This is a genomic window from Streptomyces sp. NPDC007872, from assembly GCF_042868165.1.
Lineage (GTDB): Bacteria > Actinomycetota > Actinomycetes > Streptomycetales > Streptomycetaceae > Streptomyces.
In genome coordinates, this window is record NZ_JBIAEA010000008.1 from 277,688 (window position 1) to 298,372 (window position 20,685).

General features: G+C 65.7%; 19 protein-coding genes. 9 read left to right on the top strand and 10 right to left on the bottom strand.

Annotated elements, in window-relative coordinates; genetic code table 11:
* Nucleotides 1–285: 285 nt before the first annotated feature.
* Nucleotides 286–1,473: a cytochrome P450 gene (locus ACFYNX_RS27145; RefSeq protein WP_388664972.1), complete on the top strand. Its 1,188-nt coding sequence runs from the start codon at nt 286–288 to the stop codon at nt 1,471–1,473.
* Between the two features lie 98 nt (nt 1,474–1,571).
* Here ACFYNX_RS27145 and ACFYNX_RS27150 read toward each other — a convergent pair whose 3' ends face one another.
* Together ACFYNX_RS27150 and ACFYNX_RS27155 are read right to left on the bottom strand one after the other, a co-directional pair.
* Nucleotides 1,572–2,336: a hypothetical protein gene (locus tag ACFYNX_RS27150; protein WP_388664974.1), complete on the bottom strand. Its 765-nt coding sequence runs from the start codon at nt 2,334–2,336 to the stop codon at nt 1,572–1,574.
* A gap of 2 nt (nt 2,337–2,338) precedes the next feature.
* Nucleotides 2,339–2,893 (bottom strand): hypothetical protein, encoded by a 555-nt coding sequence (locus ACFYNX_RS27155; RefSeq protein WP_388664976.1) that lies wholly within the window; start codon nt 2,891–2,893, stop codon nt 2,339–2,341.
* Nucleotides 2,894–3,261: 368 nt separating this feature from the next.
* Between ACFYNX_RS27155 and ACFYNX_RS27160 the strand changes: the two genes are divergently transcribed.
* A complete protein-coding gene (locus ACFYNX_RS27160; RefSeq protein ID WP_388664978.1) occupies nt 3,262–4,287 on the top strand; it encodes an XRE family transcriptional regulator in 1,026 nt (341 codons plus the stop codon).
* Between the two features lie 494 nt (nt 4,288–4,781).
* Nucleotides 4,782–5,897, top strand: a complete 1,116-nt coding sequence (locus ACFYNX_RS27165) for an XRE family transcriptional regulator (RefSeq protein WP_388664980.1) — start codon at nt 4,782–4,784, stop codon at nt 5,895–5,897.
* Nucleotides 5,898–5,947: 50 nt separating this feature from the next.
* On the opposite strand, the gene ACFYNX_RS27170 is transcribed toward ACFYNX_RS27165, so the two are convergent.
* From ACFYNX_RS27170 to ACFYNX_RS27205, 8 genes are all read right to left on the bottom strand, one after another.
* A complete protein-coding gene (locus ACFYNX_RS27170; RefSeq protein WP_388664982.1) occupies nt 5,948–6,529 on the bottom strand; it encodes a hypothetical protein in 582 nt (193 codons plus the stop codon).
* Nucleotides 6,530–6,703: 174 nt separating this feature from the next.
* Nucleotides 6,704–8,566, bottom strand: coding sequence for a type IV secretory system conjugative DNA transfer family protein (locus ACFYNX_RS27175; RefSeq protein ID WP_388664984.1), 1,863 nt, complete (start codon nt 8,564–8,566; stop codon nt 6,704–6,706).
* A gap of 103 nt (nt 8,567–8,669) precedes the next feature.
* Nucleotides 8,670–10,025 carry an ATP/GTP-binding protein gene (locus ACFYNX_RS27180; protein ID WP_388664986.1) on the bottom strand — a complete coding sequence of 452 codons (1,356 nt, stop codon included), beginning with the start codon at nt 10,023–10,025 and terminating at the stop codon, nt 8,670–8,672.
* Between the two features lie 5 nt (nt 10,026–10,030).
* Nucleotides 10,031–11,521 carry an SCO6880 family protein gene (locus ACFYNX_RS27185; protein WP_388664988.1) on the bottom strand — a complete coding sequence of 497 codons (1,491 nt, stop codon included), beginning with the start codon at nt 11,519–11,521 and terminating at the stop codon, nt 10,031–10,033.
* A gap of 36 nt (nt 11,522–11,557) precedes the next feature.
* Nucleotides 11,558–12,871 (bottom strand): hypothetical protein, encoded by a 1,314-nt coding sequence (locus tag ACFYNX_RS27190; RefSeq protein ID WP_388664990.1) that lies wholly within the window; start codon nt 12,869–12,871, stop codon nt 11,558–11,560.
* Between the two features lie 3 nt (nt 12,872–12,874).
* Complete coding sequence (locus ACFYNX_RS27195) at nt 12,875–13,294, bottom strand: hypothetical protein (RefSeq protein ID WP_388664992.1); 420 nt, start codon at nt 13,292–13,294, stop codon at nt 12,875–12,877.
* Complete coding sequence (locus tag ACFYNX_RS27200; protein ID WP_388664994.1) at nt 13,272–14,009, bottom strand: hypothetical protein; 738 nt, start codon at nt 14,007–14,009, stop codon at nt 13,272–13,274. Before ACFYNX_RS27200 ends, ACFYNX_RS27195 begins: the two co-directional genes overlap by 23 nt.
* A gap of 56 nt (nt 14,010–14,065) precedes the next feature.
* Nucleotides 14,066–14,377 (bottom strand): hypothetical protein, encoded by a 312-nt coding sequence (locus tag ACFYNX_RS27205; protein WP_388664996.1) that lies wholly within the window; start codon nt 14,375–14,377, stop codon nt 14,066–14,068.
* A 350-nt stretch (nt 14,378–14,727) separates the two neighbouring features.
* On the opposite strand from ACFYNX_RS27205, the gene ACFYNX_RS27210 reads away from it, so the two are divergent.
* From ACFYNX_RS27210 to ACFYNX_RS27235, 6 genes are all read left to right on the top strand, one after another.
* On the top strand, nt 14,728–15,807 hold the full coding sequence (locus ACFYNX_RS27210) for a M23 family metallopeptidase (RefSeq protein WP_388664998.1): 1,080 nt from the start codon (nt 14,728–14,730) through the stop codon (nt 15,805–15,807).
* Nucleotides 15,808–15,846: 39 nt separating this feature from the next.
* On the top strand, nt 15,847–16,554 hold the full coding sequence (locus tag ACFYNX_RS27215; RefSeq protein WP_388665000.1) for a hypothetical protein: 708 nt from the start codon (nt 15,847–15,849) through the stop codon (nt 16,552–16,554).
* A gap of 142 nt (nt 16,555–16,696) precedes the next feature.
* Nucleotides 16,697–16,921: a hypothetical protein gene (locus ACFYNX_RS27220; protein ID WP_388665002.1), complete on the top strand. Its 225-nt coding sequence runs from the start codon at nt 16,697–16,699 to the stop codon at nt 16,919–16,921.
* Between the two features lie 589 nt (nt 16,922–17,510).
* Nucleotides 17,511–17,735, top strand: a complete 225-nt coding sequence (locus ACFYNX_RS27225) for a hypothetical protein (RefSeq protein WP_388665004.1) — start codon at nt 17,511–17,513, stop codon at nt 17,733–17,735.
* Nucleotides 17,732–19,402, top strand: a complete 1,671-nt coding sequence (locus ACFYNX_RS27230) for a DnaB-like helicase N-terminal domain-containing protein (RefSeq protein ID WP_388665006.1) — start codon at nt 17,732–17,734, stop codon at nt 19,400–19,402. Before ACFYNX_RS27225 ends, ACFYNX_RS27230 begins: the two co-directional genes overlap by 4 nt.
* A gap of 33 nt (nt 19,403–19,435) precedes the next feature.
* A complete protein-coding gene (locus ACFYNX_RS27235) occupies nt 19,436–20,551 on the top strand; it encodes a hypothetical protein (RefSeq protein ID WP_388665008.1) in 1,116 nt (371 codons plus the stop codon).
* Nucleotides 20,552–20,685 lie beyond the last annotated feature (134 nt).

A 20,685-nucleotide genomic window follows, 5' to 3' on the forward strand; every position in this document is an offset into this window, starting at 1 on the left:
TGTACCGACTCCAGCTCTGACCCGAACCCACCACGATCTGACACCACCAGCCGTCGAGTTCAGGCTCCAGGGCCAGCTCGCTGGAAGCAGGCACTTGGGCGATCGGCCGACAGGTCGCAAACGGCACCGGCAGAGCAAGGGCAGCGTCATGCGCGGATGCCTTCCCGCTCGACCGCCACCCAGGCGAAGCCCGCCCTATTCTCCCCCTCAGGGGCTCAAGGGACTGGCAAGTCGGAGTCGCCCGCCACCCTCACAGCGCTTCCGCAGTCTGGCTAGGGTGACTCCATGGATCTTCAGGGCAACCTCATAAAGAATCCCCATGCCGCCTATCAGTACCTTCGCGACGCCGCGCCCGTCCAGCGCATCGCAGGACCCACCGGCGAGCCGGCATGGCTCATCACGAGATACGACGACGTTCGTTCAGCCCTCGCGGATCCACGACTCTCCCTCGACAAGACCAACGCCACCGAGGACTCGTACCGCGGCCTGTCTCTGCCGCCAGCCCTCGACGCCAACCTCCTGAACATGGATCCCCCCGACCACACCCGCATTCGCGAGCTCGTAAGCCGCGCCTTCACACCCCGTCGCGTCGAAGCGCTGCGCGCCCCCATCCGCCGGACTGCGGACGCGCTCCTGGATGCCCTTGGGACGCAGGGCGAGACCGACCTCATCGCTGCGTACGCTGCCCCACTGCCGATCACAGTCATCTGCGACCTCCTGGGCATCCCGGAGGACCACCGCAAGGACTTCCGCGCATGGACCAACGAGCTGATCGCACCCGACCCCAGCCGCCCCCAGGCCGCCAAGCAGACGATCGGCGCCATGGTCGCATTCTTCACCGAGCTCATCGCCCACAAACGGCAGCACCCCGCCGACGACCTACTCTCAGACCTGATCACAGTCCGCGACACCGACGGCGACCGGCTTAGCGAGGACGAACTGACCTCGCTCGCCTTCCTCATCCTCGGCGCCGGCTACGAGAACACTGTGCAACTCATCGGCAACGCCGTGCATGCACTCCTGAGCCACCCCGAACACCTGGTACGCCTCCGCAAGGACCCATCGAAGCTGCCCGAAGCAGTCGAGGAACTGGCACGCTACGAGGGACCAGCGCTTCTCGCGATCCGCCGCTTTCCAACCCAGGACGTAACCATTGGGGATGAAACCATTCCCGCAGGAGGGACTGTCCTGCTGTCACTGGCCGCGGCCAACCGCGACCCCCATCGCTTCCCCCACCCCGACCAGATCGACTTCGACCGCGACACCACCGGCCACCTGGCCCTCGGCCACGGCATCCACTACTGCCTCGGCGCCCCCCTGGCTCGCGCCGAGACTGAGATCGCGCTGGCCGCACTCCTTGAGCGATTCGGCACCCTTATCCTGGCCGAGCCCGCTCCCCGATGGCGGGCGTCCCAGCGGGCCCGCGGCCTCCTCGGCCTGCTGGTGGAGTACGGGGTCAAGCCGACCACGTGATCGCGGACGCGCGGCGAACCCACGCCGTCCGGCCCGGAAAACGACTGTGGGCCGCATGCGATATCGCATGCGGCCCACAACGGCGATCCGTGCAGCGTTTAGCTCTCCACCAGCTCCCGCCTGGCACGCACCCGGTCGATCAGAGCTCCAAGCATGGGAAGTGTGAGGCCGGCGAAGAGGAATAGCACAGCCATGCCGCTCAAGGCCGGGCTCACAACTTCCTCCACCCTCAACGACCAGGGCCTACCCAGCGTGTGGAAGACGATGTACGAGCCCTTGGAGACCGTATAGGCAACACCCAGGGTGGCAGCCATCGAGGAGAGAGCGAAGCCAGCGCCGCTCCACGGTCGCGGCCCCCACATCCGCTGGGCCGTCCGCGCACACATGAAGGCCAGCTCGCCGCACGTCAGCAGCACATATGACAGGTAGATGAGCAGGTAGGTCGCTACCTTCGGGTCCGAGACATACGCGGTCGTGAACTCCATCCCCGGTCGGTTCGTCGCGAGGAAGAGCGGCACCATGATTGCGAGCTCGACCATGGCGGCGAACCCCCGTTGGAACATCGCTGCACGCAGGTACTCGGGCCGATAAGCAAGGTCCACCATCGTGACCTGTAGCGCCGCGCACCATAGGATCGCGCCAATGTGGGCAATGAGCTTGCCCACATTGGCGACGCCGGTCAGATCCTCTGCAGCCCGGGCGACGGCTGGAACGGCGAACATCACCCCCAGGGTGCAGACGCCAAAAGCGACAGCGATGGACCAGGTGGCGACGCGGGGGTTGCCGCGTGCTCTCCTGGTGCAGAGAGCCGTGACGAGGAATCCCGCCACGGTGCAAGTCCCGAAGACTATGCCGTCAACCACTGCTACAGCCCCTCCAGTGCCTTGGCCGCGTAGGCTGCGGCCTCATCCGCCGTTCGTCGCCGACCTTTGGACTGTTTCGCGACAGGATCGCTGCGCGGAATCGGTTTCAGACCGAGATCGTCCCGCCGTCGCTTCAGGTCTGCAATGACATTTCGCAGCTCAGCCTCTGGCAAGCCCTCGAGGAGGGCCAGCAGCCGCAAGACGCCGGGCAGCTCGTCGCCGAAGCGGTCGAGGAGCACCAGTGCCTGACGTGCTGCCGGGTTCTCGAAGGCCTGGAGGGCCTCCAGGTCGTCGTAACTCGAGTGTGGCAGCAGGTGAGCAGGCGGAACATCACCCAAAGCTTTGCACAGGGCGATGACCGTGTCGGTAGTCGGGTTGAGCTGGCTGCCGTTGACGAGGTTACCGATGGCAGTACGGGACAGCGAGACTGAACTGTCAGGCAGGGCTTCGATGTCCGCGGAGAGTGAGCGATTCGTATGGCGCCGGCTGCTGCCTGGCCGAGCGCGAGCCATCAACGCAGTGAGTTTCTCACCCAGCGACCGGGGTGTGCTGGTCATGGCCCCTCGACCCTCTCGGGCATGGCTGCAGAGCCCTGCTGCCCATGACTACTCACAGCCACGTATGGGGTCTCTTTCACGAAGGTTTCGATCTTGGACTTGACCACTTTAGTTGACACTTCCGGATGCTCAAGGCAGGATCACGATAAGGGATGGGTGCGCTACCCGCTGTTGCGTAACTGGTGCTCCGGGCTGACGAGCGGGTGCCTATGCCAGGCGGAGCCATGCCCGCAGCCAGCTCTAAATGCAACTACGAGGCACCGCATTGCAGGCGTAGGGTAGTAAATCGGAAAAAAGGGGCATGGAGGTTTCGTGGTCCCCGCCTCCGCCGCTCCGACGGGCAGTAGCCAGGGGGAAGAGTGAATACAGTGCCGGTCTTCAAGGGGAGCCTGGGGGTCCGATCGGGCAGTCATGTCCCGTCGCAGACGCAGCAGGCGGGTGCTGCCAGGCGCACGCTGCGTGAGAGGGGAGAGCCTCACGACTCCCGCGCGAAGGAAGACGGCAAGGTTCGGCCAGAGGCTGCGAAGGATCGTGAGGCGGGCCGACCGAGGAGGCTGCAGAAGCTCATCCAGGGCCGACGCGATTTTCTGAAGCTGAGCCAGGAAACCGTGGCTACCCGCCTAGAGCTGAGCACGAGGGCGTACGGCAACTGGGAGCGTGGCGTCGTCAAGGAGTGGACTGACCAGAAGCTGTACGGTCTGGCTGAGGCCTTGGAGATGACTCCGTTCCAAACCGAGCGGCTCTTCTGGCTCGCAGTGGACCGCGCGCCCCAGCCGGAACTGCGCAGTCCGGTCCGGCAGTCGCAGCAGGATGCCTCGACGGAGGCGTTCCTCGGGGACTACAGCGTGATGATCAACGCCCTGGCTCTTCCCGCATTCCTAATCGACCACCGGTGGAACATCCGGATGTCGAACGGGGCGTTCCGTGAACTCTTCCGCGCCGTGCGTCCACACCCCACCGCCATGCCTACAGACAACTTCCTCCGCTTCGGGCTATTCCACCCGGACGCGGCCCAGATTCTTGAGGGGCACGTCGCTTGGAAGCTGTCGATGCTTGCGCAGCTCGCGGCCAGTCTCGAGCGGTACGACGATGACGCCATGCTCCAGGCGATGCGGCGAGAGGTCTACCTGGACCCCACCCTGCGTGAGATGTACCTGCAGGACATGCCGGCATGGACATACGGGCCTGGAGCCGACCTGCTCCACCATGGAGGTACGGTCCGACTGCTGCGCCATCCTGATCCAGGACTTGGGCTGAAAGGCTGCCGGTTAGTGGAGGAAACGCCCAGGCCTCTTCAGGCTCAGGGCCTCACGCGGATCACTCTAGTTCTGACCAACGCCGACGACGGGGCGGTCGCTGAGAAGCGGCACTTCCAGAGCTTCCATGCGGTGTAGCGCCGGTTGATCTGCGGTCGCTTTCGGTGCACAACGGGCTGTCTCCGGCCGTGTCACGTACGGCTCCTTGCCCAACGCAGGGTCATGGCCTACCGCGGTGGCTAGTGCAGGACATTCGCCATTCTGAGTTGTTGCAGGTGCGGCCCTACCGTTCGCGTCGACTCTGGCTGCTCGTTTGCATGTGAAGAAGTTGTGGCGACGGTGCGGTCGGTGAAGGTCCCATGTCCCAAACGGTTTGGCGTGCAGCGCTCCGGTTGCCGCTTGCCATCGCTAATCTCCACGTCGACACCAAGAGGTCGGCATGGAGATTGGTTCGATAACTTGTTCGGTTGATTGTTTGGCTGTCATGCGGAATACAGGTAGGACGCAAGCCAAAACGCGTGTAGCTTCAAGCGGCACGCATGCATGCCCTGACACCGTACGTCGGAGCAGAGGTGGGCCGGTCACTGTCCGGCGTCGAACGGGCAAGTAAGACCGGAGTCAAGGAGCCGTGCATGGTGATCGCTACCCTCGGCGAAGTTATCGCGGACTACCGGCTGCGCATGGCGCTCACACCCGCCCGCGTCGCCGTGATGGCGGGGATCACCGAGGCGCAGTACCTGGGGCTTGAGCATGGAACCGCATGGCCGGGAAGCGCCGCCGTGCAGGCAGTCATCGACGCCCTGAGGATCCCACACACCATACGTTCCCACTTCCAACCGGCCGACTCTCCGCTGGACCGCTCTCTCAGCCAGATCTTGCACGGCTACGACATACCCGCGCTCATCGTTGACAGCGAGTGGCGCACAGTTGAAGCCAACTGCTTTGCCCAGCGACTGCTACCGGGTTGCTTCACCCCCGGCTGGAGCCTGCCCCGCTGGATCCTGCACAGCAACGAGGCCCGCGAGCGCCTTGCCAACTGGCAGCAGGCGGCCGAATGCATAGCAGACCTTGTACGAGAGGAACTTGCCGCCGGCCTGGATAACCCTGAGCTCCGCGCGCTCGACCGTGCGGCTCGCCGCTACTGTTCCGATTCAGATCCGCGCACTCACCCGGCCAGCCATCTGCTGTCGTGGCGCACTGAGACGGGGCCGCATCCGGCTACGGCCTGCCTCGTCAGTGTGCCCACCGGGCGACCGGATCTCAGACAGGTCACCCTGATACCGCGGGGAACGCAACCCGACCACCCCCTACTAGAGACCAAGCACAATCAGCCCTGGGACGGCCCCCTGCTCATAGATCTGCTCCGATGCGGAGTATGCGGCCTTCTCCTCACGGGAGGCGGTGCCCCCGTGACCTACCACTGTGCGACCGGATGCCTGCCCGACTTTCCGGCGGCTGCCCTCGACGCCCGGGTTGCGAAGGAAGTAGTACCCCGCGTGTTCGGACCCGATGAGTGCCGCCAGATGGCGATCGCGCAGGAGTCCCTAACCGCCGATGGCTTCGGTATGGCCCTCAACGCGCCAGTCACAGCGAAACACGCCCTCGACCAATGGAAACGGTCGATGACCGCCACCCAGCGCCGAGGCATCCTCACCTCGGCCGTCCGCTCCATCACCGTCTACGGCGCGACTGACTGCGACGACTGGAAAAGGTCGGCACTGCGCTACGCATGGCGCGACCTGATCTAAAGAGCAACCCGCAACGGAGGTTACCCCCCGCCCGTACACACCGCTGGCTGCTACGTGCCCTTGGGCTTCGGCGCCCCTCCTCCACAGCCGGGTGGCCCCGCTTCCAAGATTGCCTTCCGATGGGCTGGATCCGTACCCCACGTTGTGCGCGACTTGACCTGGTGGTATCCGTTGGTGCACTCACCAAGCCACATCCGGCTGATTCTCTCCACTGCCCGGGACCAGGCGTCGTGCCACAGGTAGGGGCTGGCTGCGGCGTCCTCCTGGTTGCTGTAGGCCGACTCCCACCCCGTCCACAGGGCCGTCAGCTCGGCGACGACCGCGCCGTGCTCCCACCAGCAGGCATGCGGGAGCTGCTCGGTGGTGAGCTCGTAGGTGTCGGCCATCCGAATGACCCAGGGCACGAACTCCGCCCACAGGGCAGCTCGTGCCTCCTCGTCCTCGATCCGGTGCCAGACCACCGGGGCGCCGGGGACCCTGTCGCTCTCGCCTCCACCCTCGCCGCCGCCCTGCTTGGAGCCGCCGCGGACGGAGCCGGAGTCCTCGAGCCGCGCCAGCCGGGCCGCCACGGTGGTCAGTTCGTTGTTGACGGACTCCAGCGCCTCAAAGAGCGGGGCAAGCGGATCAGGCATCAACAGCCTCCTTTCGCGGGGTGCGGGGTTGGGCGGCAGGCAGCGTGGAGGGTAGCCGGTGAGGCCGCACAGAGCCGATCGCCGCAGCCACCGCCAGCGGCCGCGGTCCGTCCCCGGGCCTGGTGCCCTTGCCCGGGGTCACCGCAGCGGAGAATGGACAACAAGGTAGAGCGATCAGCGAGCATGCTCGTTCACCTTCCGCAGTGCGTCCTTCGTCGCCTCGGCAATCTCCCTGGCCCGGGGACCCTCATGGATACGTTCGAAGCGCACGCGCGTCACCGGGGTCCGCCGGTGAACGACCAGGCCTTCTCGTTCCTGGATCTGCCGTATATCGCCCGGCTCCAGGACTGCCCGGCGTCGCGTGGAGACGCTCACAGAGCTGCTGTCACCGCTGTCGGACACCGATTCGGTGTCCTCCTCGAACTCGCCAGCCAGCGCGCTGTAGGTCTTGAGCTCCTGCTCGTCAGAGACACCACCCAGGATCACCTTGATGGTGGCTGCGGCGAACATCTTGCGGACACCCAGCTCCCCCCAGCGCTCGTGTGCCTGGGCGAGGTTCTGCAGCACCGCGACTAGGAAGATGTTCTGCGACCCCGAGACCGACATCAGCGACGGGATCTGCGGGAGGGGCGCCACGTTCGCGAGTTCGTCGCCCAGCACGCCGAGCGGGGGGTCAAGCCGGCCGTTCGGCATCCGTGCGGCGAGAACCTTGGCCGTGTCGAGGATGGCCCTGGAGAACGCTGCCAGGATCGGTGCCAGCGAACTGCCATCCTCCTCCTCGCCGATGAGGAAGACGGTGCCACCCTCGGTGAGCCACTTCGTGATGGAGAAATTCTTCTCATGGCGGGCCGACTTGCCGAAGATGTCGGCGACCTTGGCGTCGTACAGCGCCAGGATGCTCTGCTCCGCAGTCCTCCAGCTCGCTGAGCGTTCCTCTGGAGCCGCCGCGTGCTGCGCCGCCAGGGCGCGGGCGAGGTTCTCCTGGCCGTGCGCGGCCAGGATGTCGACCGGCTGCCGCTCCGTGGGTGCAGTAGCCCAACGGAGGATGTCCATGCCGCTGAGGCCCTCCACCGCGGCTGCGTGCAGCCAACAGGTCATCAGCATCTGCGCATTCATCACGAAATACCCGCCGTTCTTCGTCCCCTCGTCGGACTTCGCGGTACCGGTGAGCGTTTCAGCTCGCTTGCGCGCCACGCTGAAGTCCTCGCAGCCGTCGACGAGACTCCACTGCAACTGCAGCGGCCAGTTCGACAGGCCCGTGGGATCCAGGACCATGACGGGCCCGAAGGCCTCACGAGACTTCGCTGTCGCGTAGAGGACATCCGTCTTGGATGACGTCGCCAGCACTGATCCCGGGAAGTCCAAGATCCACGGCATGATCAGCTGTGACGTCTTGCCCTCCCGGGGAGGAGCCACGATCAGCACCGTTTCCTCGAAGGGGATGTAGAGCTTCACGCCAGTCGGGATCGCGGTGCCACAGAAGACGGCGACCTCGCTCACCGGCACGTCGGTGACCTGCGGCTTGGCGGCACCGCCTCGCCAGGGCATCAGGCCGCGTCCGGAGGAAGCTTTCTGCAGGGATGTGCGGGGGGCGCTGAGGCTGGGGCGCAGGGCACCCAGCCGTGAGAGCGCCTTAGCCTCGCCCATCGCCTCTTCCAACTGTGCGCCGGTGGCCAGGCCATCGGTCCCCTCGTCACGCATGCTGCGCCAGCGACGCCAGCCGGCCCTCGTGCCCCAACAGGTCGTGAAGGCCGCGCCGAGGAACATCGGGTAGAAGGTGAACGGTCCGCCGACTCCGGCCTCTGCCGGAAACGCGACCTGGGGCCGGTGGGGTGCCGTGAACAGGTGTGGGATCGCGGCGGCCGTCTCGTTCCAGGAGACCAGTGCCGGGGAGAAGTGCGCGAGGAGCCCAGAGAGAACCGCGGCAATCCACGTCCAGAGGGTGAGCGCGACGGCGGCTATGCACAGCCCGATCCACCAGGCGTCCTTGTAGACATGGAGCCGGTTGCCTGAGTGTGGGGTGACGACCTTGGCCACTACCGAACACCTCCGCGGGCGTCATGCGGGTCACGTAGACGTAGGCTGCGCTGCTCCAGGCGTCGGTGGCGGGTTGTGCGGGCTTTGGCGTGTGTGTGCGGCATCAAGCGGCGCCCTTTCGCATCCTTATGAGCGGTGCCTCCGGCGCCTGAGAGCTCGTGGCCTCGGTCATCTTCCGGTTGGTGTTGGTCAGCGTGGCTTCCGTAGCGCTGCGAATGTGCTCGACCAGGTGCAGGCGGTTGCCGACCTGCCACACGGCGCGCCCCGGGGAGCAGCGGCTGGCACCGTCGATGAGCGCTTCGCGGGCCCAGTCAGGCAGCTGGAGGTAGTCGGCCGTCAGATCCGCTTCGGCCTTGTCCATGTGGTAGAGCACGCGGGTCGCGGTGAGCTTCAGGATGGCCGCGGCTTCCGGGGCTTCGTCAACCTGCAGGTCTCCGAGGTGGTGGAGGATCGCCCAGAAGGAGAGACCCAGCCGGCGACCGTACCGCACGAACTCTTCAAAGAGCCGGGCGACCGGCCGATGGCTGAGAATGTGCCAGGCCTCTTCGACGATCAAGGTGCGCTTGATGCTGTCGCCGGTCTTGATCCACGCGTACCGCAGCCAGGGCCCGATGACGCTCATCAGCAGCGGCATGGCCTCTCCCTCACGAGGGAGGCGGGTGAGGTCAAAGACGATCAGCCGTGCGTCCAGGTCGATCCCGGGCGTCGTGGGGCCGTTGAACAGGCCCGCCAGGTCACGGGTCTCGCTACACAGTTGGTCCATGGCCAGGCTCGCGGGCTGGCCCCAGGCGACCATCTCCTCAGAGCCGATCTGGCGCTTCCCGAGCATCGCGGGCTCAGGGTTGGTCAGGGCGTCGTGGATGTCCGACAGCACCGCGACCCGGTGCTCGGCTGCGGCACGGGTCTGGGCGGCTGTATGGGCCACGGAGAGAGCGAACTCGCTCTCTGAGTTGAGGGTGCCGCCGATGATCTCCACCATCGAGCAGAGGATCTTGAACTGGTACTGGGCCGGGATCCGCGGGTCCAATGGATTGAGGCGGACGCCCTCTCCGTCTTCTCCGCCGTAGACCAGGCGGATGGGCGTGACTCCCAGGGCGCGCGCGATGGAGTCCCACTCGCCGACGCCGTCCTCGCCCTGAGCGTCGAGGATGCAGAAGGAACGGTCGCGGAAGCGTAGCTGCCGCAGCACGTAGCACTTCTCGAGACTGGACTTGCCGAAGCCCGACTTGCCGAGCACCAGTGCATGTCCACTGGGAAGGCGTTCGCGAGCGCTAGGGTCGTAGAGGACGAATGGGTCGTAGATGTAGGCCTTCCCGGAGTAGATCTCCCTTCCGATGATCACACCGCGCGGGTCGGAGGACGGTGCGCCTACGGCCGGGTACAGGCCGGAGGCAGTGGATGTCGTGGTGCGCAGGGCCCGGCGCCGGGTTTGCGTCTGCGGTCGGATGAGCTCAAGCATGGGCGTCAGTCCTTCAGCAGTCCGGTGACCAGCGGCAGCGTGTTGGCGAAGGCCCGGTGCTGTTCCGAGTCACACCACTCCAGCGCCAACTGGGACTTCACTGCTGCGGCTCGCACGGTGTTGCGGTGCTGGACCAGCAACTCCGGCTCTGGGGCAGTGACGGTCACCCAGCCGGTGAGGCGAATGCCGGCTGCGCCGTTGGCGAGGTCATGCATGGTGGCCGAGGAGGCGCCGAGCTCTCGCTCCTCGCGGGGGTCGGCAATTTTCCCCGGTGTGTTGTCCGCCTGGCCGGCCTCGTTCGTGACGTCCGCCATTGCGTCTTCGAGCGCCTTGTCGGCCGGCACCAGCCGCATGGTGATTCCCACTGTCAGGATCACGTCGGAGACGTAGAGCAGCAGGGGTGCGAGGAAGTTGACACCCACGGGCAGCACGGGGAACTGCTTGATCCAGGCGGTGGAGGTGTGCCATGGGTCGGCGCCTTCCCAGCTGCGGGCTGCCATGCGGGAGGGGTCCCGAGCATCCATCTCAGCTGGCCAGCAACTGGAGCGGTCCATGCCACGGGTGTCGTTGATCCAGTGGTCGGGTGCGTAGCTGTGGTGGATGAGGGAGGCAAGCCCCGGCTCGTCGAGGTTGCGCACCCAACGCAGATGCGCGCCCGACAGGCCGCGGATGAAGTTGTCGACCTCCTTGCCGAGCACCTCGCCGTACCCGTCGTGCAGGGTGCAGTACTGCAAAGCCTCGGCGGCCAGTTCCTTGGTGTAGGGGATGCCCACCACGAGGAACAGGCGACGGTCCTCGGCGTAGACCGCGACCGCGTCCAGGAGCTGGTTATAGGAGTCGTCCAGCCATGCCGGCGCGGATGGATCCCTGCGCGCCGCCGCGTCATGGGCGTGGGCATTGGGATCGGTAGGCAGCAGCCGCGCCAGCCACTGCACATACTGGATACGGCCACCGGATTCGGCTGTTTCCTTCAGAAGGTACTCGTACGCCCCGATCAACGCCTCTTTGTCGGCGCCGTCCAGACCGCCGAAGTTCTTGGCGGCCTCGACCTCGATACATGCCGTGAACATGGACTCCGTGGGCTGCAGGAGAACGGCGATGTCTCCGTAGGACGTCTTCGCCGTGATCCACTCCAGGGTGTCCGGGACGCCCACCGGCTGAGTGACGGGCTCGGGCGTTCCGTCCCGACGCCGGCCTGCCAGCGGCGCAGTGGAGCGGTACAGGAGCTTACCGTCGCGCAGCAACCGTCGGTATGAGCACCGGATCTCGAACCAGCGCAGGAACGTGCGCCCCTTGTAGGGGACCATCGTCGCCCACAGGCAGCCCCCCGCCGCGCCGACGGCCCCGATGATCTTCAGCGGGATTCCGGGCAGAGCCGCCAGTAGCGCGACCGCCAGTGCGATCCCCCCAAGCAGGACGAGCTGTTCGTCCATTTCGAAGCGACGCCCCAGCAGACCGCGAGGACGCGGGCGGGGGAACATGAAGACGCGGTCCATCGCGACTCCTTTCTCGAAACGTGAGTGGGGTGCCGGCTATGCAGACGGCGGGGGCGGAGCAGGCGCTGGCGGGGGTGGCGGCATCTGTCCGCCTCCTGACGGAGACGGCGGCGGCGGAGGCGGAGGCATAGGCCGTCCGCCGCTGGACGGCGGAGAGGAAGCCGGGGGACGAGCACCGCCTCCAGTGGCACCTCCACCATGGCCCGGACGGCGACCGACGCCCCCTCCTTGAGCCCCACGACCGCCGCCGCGATGGCCCGCACCGGCCTGGTCCTGACCGGCTCTCTGGCCCTGACCCTGGCCCCGACCGTCTGAGGAACCAGGTGCGCTCCCCTGAGGCCTACTGCCACCAGACTGACCGCCTGGCTGCCCTCGGCTACCCGGCTGCTCGCCTCCGCCTCCGGCGTTGTTGGCACCGTCCTTGGCAGCCTGCACGGCCTGATCGCGTAGCTGGTCTCCCGCTTCCTTGGCCGCAAGAGCGAGCCCTGCGGGCCCTGCAGCCTTTGCGGCACCAGCCTGCGCGCCCCCTGCGCTCTGCTTGTTCGCAGCCTGGGCCTTCATATCGTTCTGCTTGGCCTTCGCCGCCTTCGCGCGCTGCCCGGCCTCCTCCTTCACCTGGTGCATCGACTGCAACTCGTCGCCCACAAACGGAATCCACTTGGCGACCTGGAACGGCATGAAGAGTGCGATGAACAGCAGGGCAAGGAAAGTGATACACGTTCCGATCGCTTGTGGGAGGGTGATTCTGTCCATACTGTCGGCCATACCGTCGAGCAGGGCTCCCGCCAGAGCGAGAGCCAGGTAGATACCCAGCTTGCTCGCAATGATCCCGCCCAGGATTCCGACGTACTTCTTCGTATGCCCCCACAGGTCTTTGTCGACGAGACCGGAGAATACGATGGGGCCAAAAATGAGTCCCATAAGGATGAGCGCATTTCTGACGACGAGCATGATCCATAGGCCGAACACGGCGAACAGGATGGCCAGGGCAATGGGAATTGCAATTACCACACCCACACCCGGCATCAGTACAGAGATCGCGGCAAGCGCAGTGAAGATGACCAGTCCGCCGACGAAAACCTCGGCGATGTAGTCACCGAGAATCTCTTCAGCCGCAGTGTCGACGAAATCGACTATGAGCGCCACCGCCAGCGGCGAGAATCCTGCCACCACCACGGACATCAGCAGGTAGCCGATGTTCTCCATTATGGCTTGACCGATCGGAATGCCTCGCACTGCGCGCTTCACCACAGATATCAGCCACATGACCGCAGTGAGAACGGCAGAGAGTGCGAAGACCAGACCGTAGAGGCGCAGGAAACCTGGGTTTCCCCAGTCGATTTCCATCATGAACTAGTTCCCCTTGACTTTATCGGCCTTCTTCGGTTTCTCTCCTCCATCGGCCGGAACGGAAGGCTTCTTCCCGGTAAGTTCTTCGCCGAATGCCTCGAACATTCCCTTGGTGCCGCCTCGGAGCTTCCCTTCGATGTATCCGAACGGGTCGCTGGTAAAGTCGGCCACTGATCCCACTCCGTTGGCCAAGCTCTTAGCGCCAGAGTTCTCGTAGAGCCATTCCGCTCCCTCCTTCGCCTTATCGCAGAGGTACTTGCCGCCGGGAGCGTTACATGGGTTGGCCCAGTCGGGGACCGTCACGTCCGCACGGGCCTGCGGAGCTGCCGGGCCTGCGACCACGGCGGAGATGGCCAGCATCACGGTGACCAGCGCCTGGGCGGCTCGGCGGCGGAACGTGTCAGCCTGCGTAGCGCGGAGCATCGAACTCCTTATTCGCCAAACGCATGTCGGCTGTCGCCGACGGCGCGGAGTCGCCGGTCACCATGGGAGTGGGACCATCGGCCTGGCTGATCGTGGCGACCTTCCAATCCCCGCTCTGCCACTGGAGGATCACGGTGTAGGTGGACCAGGTCGCGGCGACAGGCATAGCTGACTTGTCGGTCGGCACGCCGACAACCTCAGTCATCCAGACTTTGACCGTCGCGGTCTCAGAGGAGAAGGCGCTCACGCTGGTGCCGAGCGGGGCGGCGCGCAGGACCATGTCCGATGCCGTCTGCGCCGTCACTCCGAGGGCAGCCATAAGGCCCTTCGCCGTCTGGTCATCCGCCTGCTGCTGCACTGGTAGAGCGGCCGGGGTCATCACCTGCTTGAGCACCTGATGACGTAGGCCCTTGTCGGTGAAGTAGGTCGGGCTCGACCGAGCGGTCTGGTAGTTGACCGCGGCTGCGGCTGCGCCCTCCTTGTTCTGCGGGTAACCGACAGGAACGCCGTTCTCTACGGACTTGGCCTTTACCCCCGGCCCCGTGCCGCCGGCCTGGCTGGTTGCAGTCGAATCCGGCGCCGGTTCGTCCGCGGACTGCTTGCCCTTCTTGCCGCCGGTCAGCATGAGCAGGATGCCGATTATGAGGACGACCGCGAAGCCGATCGCGCCGATCTTGACCCTGCGCCAGGGAGAAGGCCCATCCGATCCTGGCACCTCCGTTGCTCGCGGTGTCAGGCTGCGAGTCCCAGCCTTCCTCGAGTTCCCGTTCATCAGATTCCAAATCCGTAGACGATGGTGAAGAGGGTCGCCATGGAAGCGACGGCAAAGAGCCCGAGAAGGGAGCTGGCCACCATGGTCTGCCCCTTCTTCGTCTCCATCGAGTTGTGCTGCTGATTCCCGACGCGAATATGAACGGCTCCGACGACTGCACTTCCGAGCAGGAAGAGAACCGCGCCGGCCATAATTGCGCCGATGATGATGCGGGCCTTGGTGCCAAGAGCCCCGAAGACACCCCAGTCGGGGTTGATTCCACCTACAAGACTGCCGATGTCGGCGGCCAGTATCTGTTGCGTAACCTGCACGAACCCTCCCAGGCGCTTGCCCGAGTCCGCTGTGAGGACCTGGACATCCGGTCGTCGGCAGCCGGGAATCGCAAGACGAACTGATAGCGCTCCGAGGAATTGAGAAGCTGTCAGCCCCTTTCTTCATCGGATGCGTTGACGTGCCCGCCTGTCAGTGACATACAATTCAGCGCGAGTTGTCGATTCCCTGCTGCTTTCACTCGGCGCAGACGCTAGCCGCGCTTCACCGGCTAACGCAGTGGCGCATTCGCAGCCCTGGGACGCCCGGCGGGTCGGGTCCACCCCATGGCACGGGAAACGCGTTCCCTGTCCCACGTGGCGGGATACGCATCGATGACTGGGGACCGAAGATGAGCAAAGGCCTGAACGCTGGAGCGGGAGGTCTCGCTGCACTGCTCGCCGGAGCGCTGTGCGTTCCACTCCTACTGGGCGCAGGCAAGCCCAAAGAAGGCGGCTGGGACGACGCCTGCTCGGCAGGCAGCACGCCCATTCAGATCAACGAAGAGAAGCAGACCGTGCCCCTCGCTACCCCTGGGGCGCTGGTGACCGTTCCGCTGAATCCTCAAGGTAAGCAGAGCATGCCCAGCTGGAACGCATCCCAGCAACAGTGGGCAAGCATCATCACCAATGTGGCCCGCAGTCGCGGGCTGCCCCCGCGAGCCGCAGTCATCGGCGTCGCCACAGCGATGCAGGAGTCGACCCTCGAGAACATCAACTACGGCGACCGGGACTCCCTCGGCCTGTTCCAGCAGCGGCCCTCGCAAGGATGGGGAACACCCGCGCAGGTGACCGATGCGGTCTACGCGTCGAACAAGTTCTACGCGGGTCTCGAGAAGATCGAAAGCTGGCAGACGAAACCTCTGACCAAGGTCGCGCAAGCCGTCCAGCGCTCCGGGTTCCCGGATGCCTACGCCAAATGGGAGCAGTCCGCCGGCGAACTGGTGGTCAAGAGCTGGGGCAATGCCGTGCTGACCACCACCTCGGGATGTGACCCGGCCCAGAAGGAAGGTGACAAGGGCACCGGAGCCTGGGTGCTCCCCGTCGAGAACTCCCGAATCACCACTCCTTACAAGGCGGGAGGCGGCATGTGGTCCTCCGGAAGCCACACCGGCGTCGACTTCGCCGTACCCACCGGCACACGCCTTCAGGCCGTCGGCACAGGCACCGTCGTGAAAGCGGGTTGGGGCGGCGCCTACGGCAATGAGGTCGTCATCAAGATGTCGGATGGCAAGTACACCCAGTACGGCCACCTGTCCTCCATCGCCGTGAACCAAGGACAAGCCGTCACCGCCCGCCAGCAGATAGGCGTATCCGGCGCGACCGGCAACGTGACCGGCCCCCACCTGCACTTCGAAGTCCGCACCGGACTCGCCTACGGATCCGACATCAGCCCCGTCGACTACCTGCGCGGCCACGGACTCTCACTCTGACCACGGAAGGAGGAGCCACCTCCAAGGTGGCAACCACCGATGCACACCAGCACCCAATACCAGGCACACATCTTTCACGACGGCCAGCTCAACCTCGACACAGAGCCGCAGGTTGTGCCCGACGGGGTCGACCCATCACAGGTCCTCCTACAGGTCCTCCACATCCAAGCAGCCGGCAGCGGCACACCCGTCCTGGTGCACGTCCAGGATGACCGAACCGCATCCGGCTTCGACATGGAGGTCCTGCCCGACGGAACCACCCGGCCCCCCGGCACGCACGCCACACCCGCAGCCGCCGGAGCACCGGTCTCACCCACCCCGGACGACCTGGCGCTGCGCCTGGCCGCCGCGCACGAGGCAGGACGGGCACACGACCTCGAAACTGCCATCCCTGCGGCAGACGCCCTTATCCAGGAATTCACCGTCCGCTTCGGCGAGACGGCGCCGCGGACGCTGAAGGTTGCGCAGTTCCGTGCCGACCTTGCGGTCCTGGAGGGTGACTACGCTTACGCGACAGCTTCCTGGACCTGGCTCGCCCTCACCTGGTACGACGGGCTCGGCCCCGGCATGCGCCTCACGCAGGTGGCTGCCTGCAACGCGGCCTGGACATGGATGCAGCTCCCGCTGGATGAGGCGGTGACATCCGCCCCCGACCTCCTCAGCATGCTGAGCGAAGTGACCACACCCGACCGGGCACAGTCCATCCGCGCTCAGATCCAAGAGCGGCTGCTGCGGGCCACGACCTAGCAGTGCCGGCGAGCGGTCGACGCCCCGGAGTTCGAAGCTGAGACGTTCGCCAGACGAAGCACGATCACTCGCTGCTACAGTCGCCAGTGGGGCAATATCACGCCGACTCCGCGCTGATCAAAGACGACAGGAGGCTTTCCCGATGCAGAAGACACACGGTCTCCATTCCCTGGCGAGGTTTCTGCAGTTCGTCCTCGTGCTCGCCTTCGTCGTGCTCGCCATGGTGAGCGGCCTTCTGGCCTACTGGCACCGCGGCATGTCCACCGAGCTGTGCCAGACACTCGGCCTGCTCCTGGGCTGCTTGGCTCTCCTTCTCCTGATCGAACGGCTGACAACGGGCCGCTGGACCCGTTGGTCCCGCCGATGACGTTCCCGATCACTTCGGCCTCCTGCAGCAACCACTGCAGGAGGCCGGCTGCTTGTCACCGTTGCTGTGGGCCGCAATATCCGTCCGGCTGAAGGGCATGTTCAGGACCAACCACCTCACCGGCACTGCCGGCTTCCGGGCCTGCACATGAAAAAAGACCAGCCATACCCGCACCCGAAGGCACAGGATTTCAATACGCCCAGCTCGTCGGCTGGACCTGGGAGATGACTGGTCTCCCGCCCAGTTAAGCACACCGATCGGATCTGCGGTCAACCCCGCTGTTCCGCGGCAGCCGACCGACGCGCGATCGTTGCGGCACCCCTCGCTGAACAGCTCAGAGCCCGGTCCCGCCAGCCGGGACGCGTCCGGAGATTTCGGAGCACGTTTCGCTCACCCCTTGGTCCGGACGTTGCCTTTCGCTTGAAGCGCTGTTCGTCAATCCGCAGGCTCAAGGAGTCCCGACCCGCAGGCGAACGGAGCAGACATGGCCGAGCCCAGCACTGAGTCCTCAGCCTGGGCATCCCGCATGCAGTTACTGCGGGACTCGGCACAGCAGCGAGTGCTGACCGCACCCATGCCCGTGGCGGCCATGGACCAACTCTTGGCCGACGGCAAGGCCGACGCGATGGGTCCGTTCGAAGGCAGCCCCATCCGCTACATGAACCACTGGTGGAGGCAGACCGAGCAAGGCTGGGTCGCCCTCGACGAGTCGGCCACCTCACAGCTCGACCAGCAGGCCGAGCGCTACCAGGCGGCGATGGTCACCGCATCCCGCAGGCAGCGCACACCCGGCACAGGGGCCACCCCCCGATGAACAACGACCGCTACGGCGTACCCCAGCATGAGCTCGACGTGATCAGCAGCATGCTGCGAGATCGGGCCGTGGCAGCACGCCAACTCGTCAACTGGAACACCTCACCTCCGCAGTACTGGCTTCTCCCCAAGCACTTCCGAACCCCATGGGCGGGGGAGATCTACGAGACCCTCATCAACGGCGGACTCGACGCCATCGACCAGCGGCTCCAGGCCTACCCCAACGCCGACCCGGCGCACGTCACCGCAGACGCCATAGCCGGACAGCTCTACGCCAAGTACCAGCAGATGGCCGCCGCCGGGATGCCACACGCACGCGAGACCCTCGCCAGTTCCGACTACTGGGCCGGCATGCACAGCGCGCTGCGCGACCTGGCCAGCACCACCTGGCCGGCGAACACCGATGGCGCCCGACACGACGCCTATGTGACCGTCCGGTCATCCCAGCACCCCAGCACCACTGAAGGCGTACCGTTCACCCTCGCCCAGGGCCGCAGCGACGACGCATCGGCCCGGGAGAAGGAAGTCGCCGTGATCGGCGCGATACTCAGCGATCCTTCACGGGCAGCAAAGTTCCGCTACCAGCCATCCTCCCCGGACGCCTCCCCCTACTGGCTCCAACCGCAGGACTTCGGCGACCCCGCCACAGCCGAGATCTGGGATGCGCTCGTTACCGGACCCGATCCCGCCATCGCGCTGCCCGCCGCCACGGATCCCACCCTGACCGCCGATCAGCGGGCACAGGCGATGATCGAGCACATCTACCAGCGGCTGAACTACAACGACTACCACCGCTCGACCGCAGACCCACAGGCCCAGGCACGACTCCAGAGCAACACCAACCAGACAATCGCCCAGTACCTTGCTCAAGCGACCAGGGCCGACTTCTGTCCTAACCAGGACCACGCCGACCAGTACGCGCTGCGCTTCATCCTCGAGCCCAGCATCCCCGCCACCGTTCAGGAACTCGCAGGCGACGTCCGCCGGACAGGACTTTCCGACGCACCACTCGGGCAGATCTTCATGGAGCTGTCCACCCGCCAGTACTCCCTGGATCAGCTCAAGGAGCGACTCGACGCCGCGCCAAACTCCGCGGAAGCCATCGACACCCCCGCCCCCGAGCCGGTCGCCAATGCCGAGCCTGATGACAGCGCCAGCTACACCTCCCGCGATTCCGAACGCCGCGTGCTTATCTCCCTGATGCAAGATCCAAGCCAGCTGCGCTCCGGCGGCCTCACATCCGCCCTGGAACCGCAGGACTTCACCCAGACCGAGCATGCATACCTGTTCAAGGCTCTCCAGATCCTCCACCCCGACGAGGCCATGGATCCCTGGGTACTGGCCAACCAAGCGCAACGCCTCGCCTACCAGGAGGGAGCCGAACTCAGACACACCGAAGTACAGAACATCGGCTATGCGGCACGCACCCTCCAGGTCCCACCCGCCGAGCAGACCGCCGGCCACCTGGTCACCATGACCGTTCGCCGTACGGCCCGTGACGCGAGCACCGCCATGGAAGCTGCAGCCCAGAACCCCGCCATCCGCCCGCGTCAGCTCATCGACCAGACGCACGCCCAACTCCAGCAGGCAACAGACGAAGCCCTGCGCCACCACGAACAGTCCGTGCCGGACCCCTCCCGGTTCGCCGCAAACCAGGCACACGTCTGATGGCTTCAGCTCAAGCCGGCCCAGGAGCTCGCCATGGCAGTGGATGACTCTGCACTCGACGGACGCAGCGCCCAGGCTCCCGATCCCCTCCAGCACGCCATCGACTGGTTCACCCACGACAACACCGATACTCCACAAGCCATCCTGCGGCCTGATGGACCCGTTGCCCCCGGTGCCCTACTGACCGAGGCACTCCGACAAGCAGCCTTCGACGACCTTCTCGAACCTGCAGCCAGCCGCAAGCATGAGCTCGTGCGCGCCCAGGCCGCCTGGCTCATCCGCCACATGCCCAGTGACCACCAACCCCGAGCCCTCGACAGCGCCCAACAGGCAGGTCGAGCCTGGGGCATCCTCATAGCCGCCGCAACCGACGTCCACCCCTCCCAGCAAGTGGTCATCGAGGTCGCCCGACAAACCCGGATCTCACCGCGTGCAGCCGATGAGATCGCCATCCAGTCACTGAAGACCAGCGCAGCCTTCAACCGCGCAGACCTCCTCATTCCCTACGACGACGCACCCGACGCCCAACTGGTGGACGACTGGAACCGGCTCGCCGCCTGCGGACCCGAGCTTCCCAGCGCAGCAGAGCGTGCCGGCGACGTCCTCGACCTCATCACGGCCCGAATCTCCAGTGACGACTACACCTGGATGAGCACCTCGGCCCAAGAAGCAGCGCAGCTGTACGACAGCGTGACTAGGATGCAGCCCCTGCTCAAGGAACTGGTCCCCCTCATCCCCGCCCGCGACCACCCCAACGCTACCGCCGCCCAAGACCGTCTCCTCACTTTGGAGCAACAGGGAGTACTCGCCGCAGCATCCACCGCTGCGGCACGCGCACGTGCCGTCCATGACTGGGCTCGAGCCGAGCCAGAGCCTCAGCTGAAGCGCACGCGCATGGTCGAGGCAGCCGCTCCCGGGACCAGGACGCTCCTGGCACTCAACAAGGTCCTCGTGCAGGCCGATCCGGTTAGTCAGCAGGTCGTCGACCCTCACCGGCTGGCCGAGGTCGTCCAGCGCATCGGGCAGGTGTCAGCCCGTGGTCGTCAGCCGACGCAGACGCAGTCCAGCCCGCGGTCCCAGCCGGCCCGGCACCAGCAGTCGCCCAGCCACGGGAGGCCAGACGGGAACGCACCGCGACTGGGCCCATGAACGGAATGCGATGCCGCAGAGCTTGGCGGCTCGTTAAAGGGAGAGATGAGAGCACCTAGGGGACTTGCGTTCAGCGAGTACACAAGGTCTCTCGGCTTCGCTGCCTAGCCCAGTAGGCAGCAGCCCACATAGGT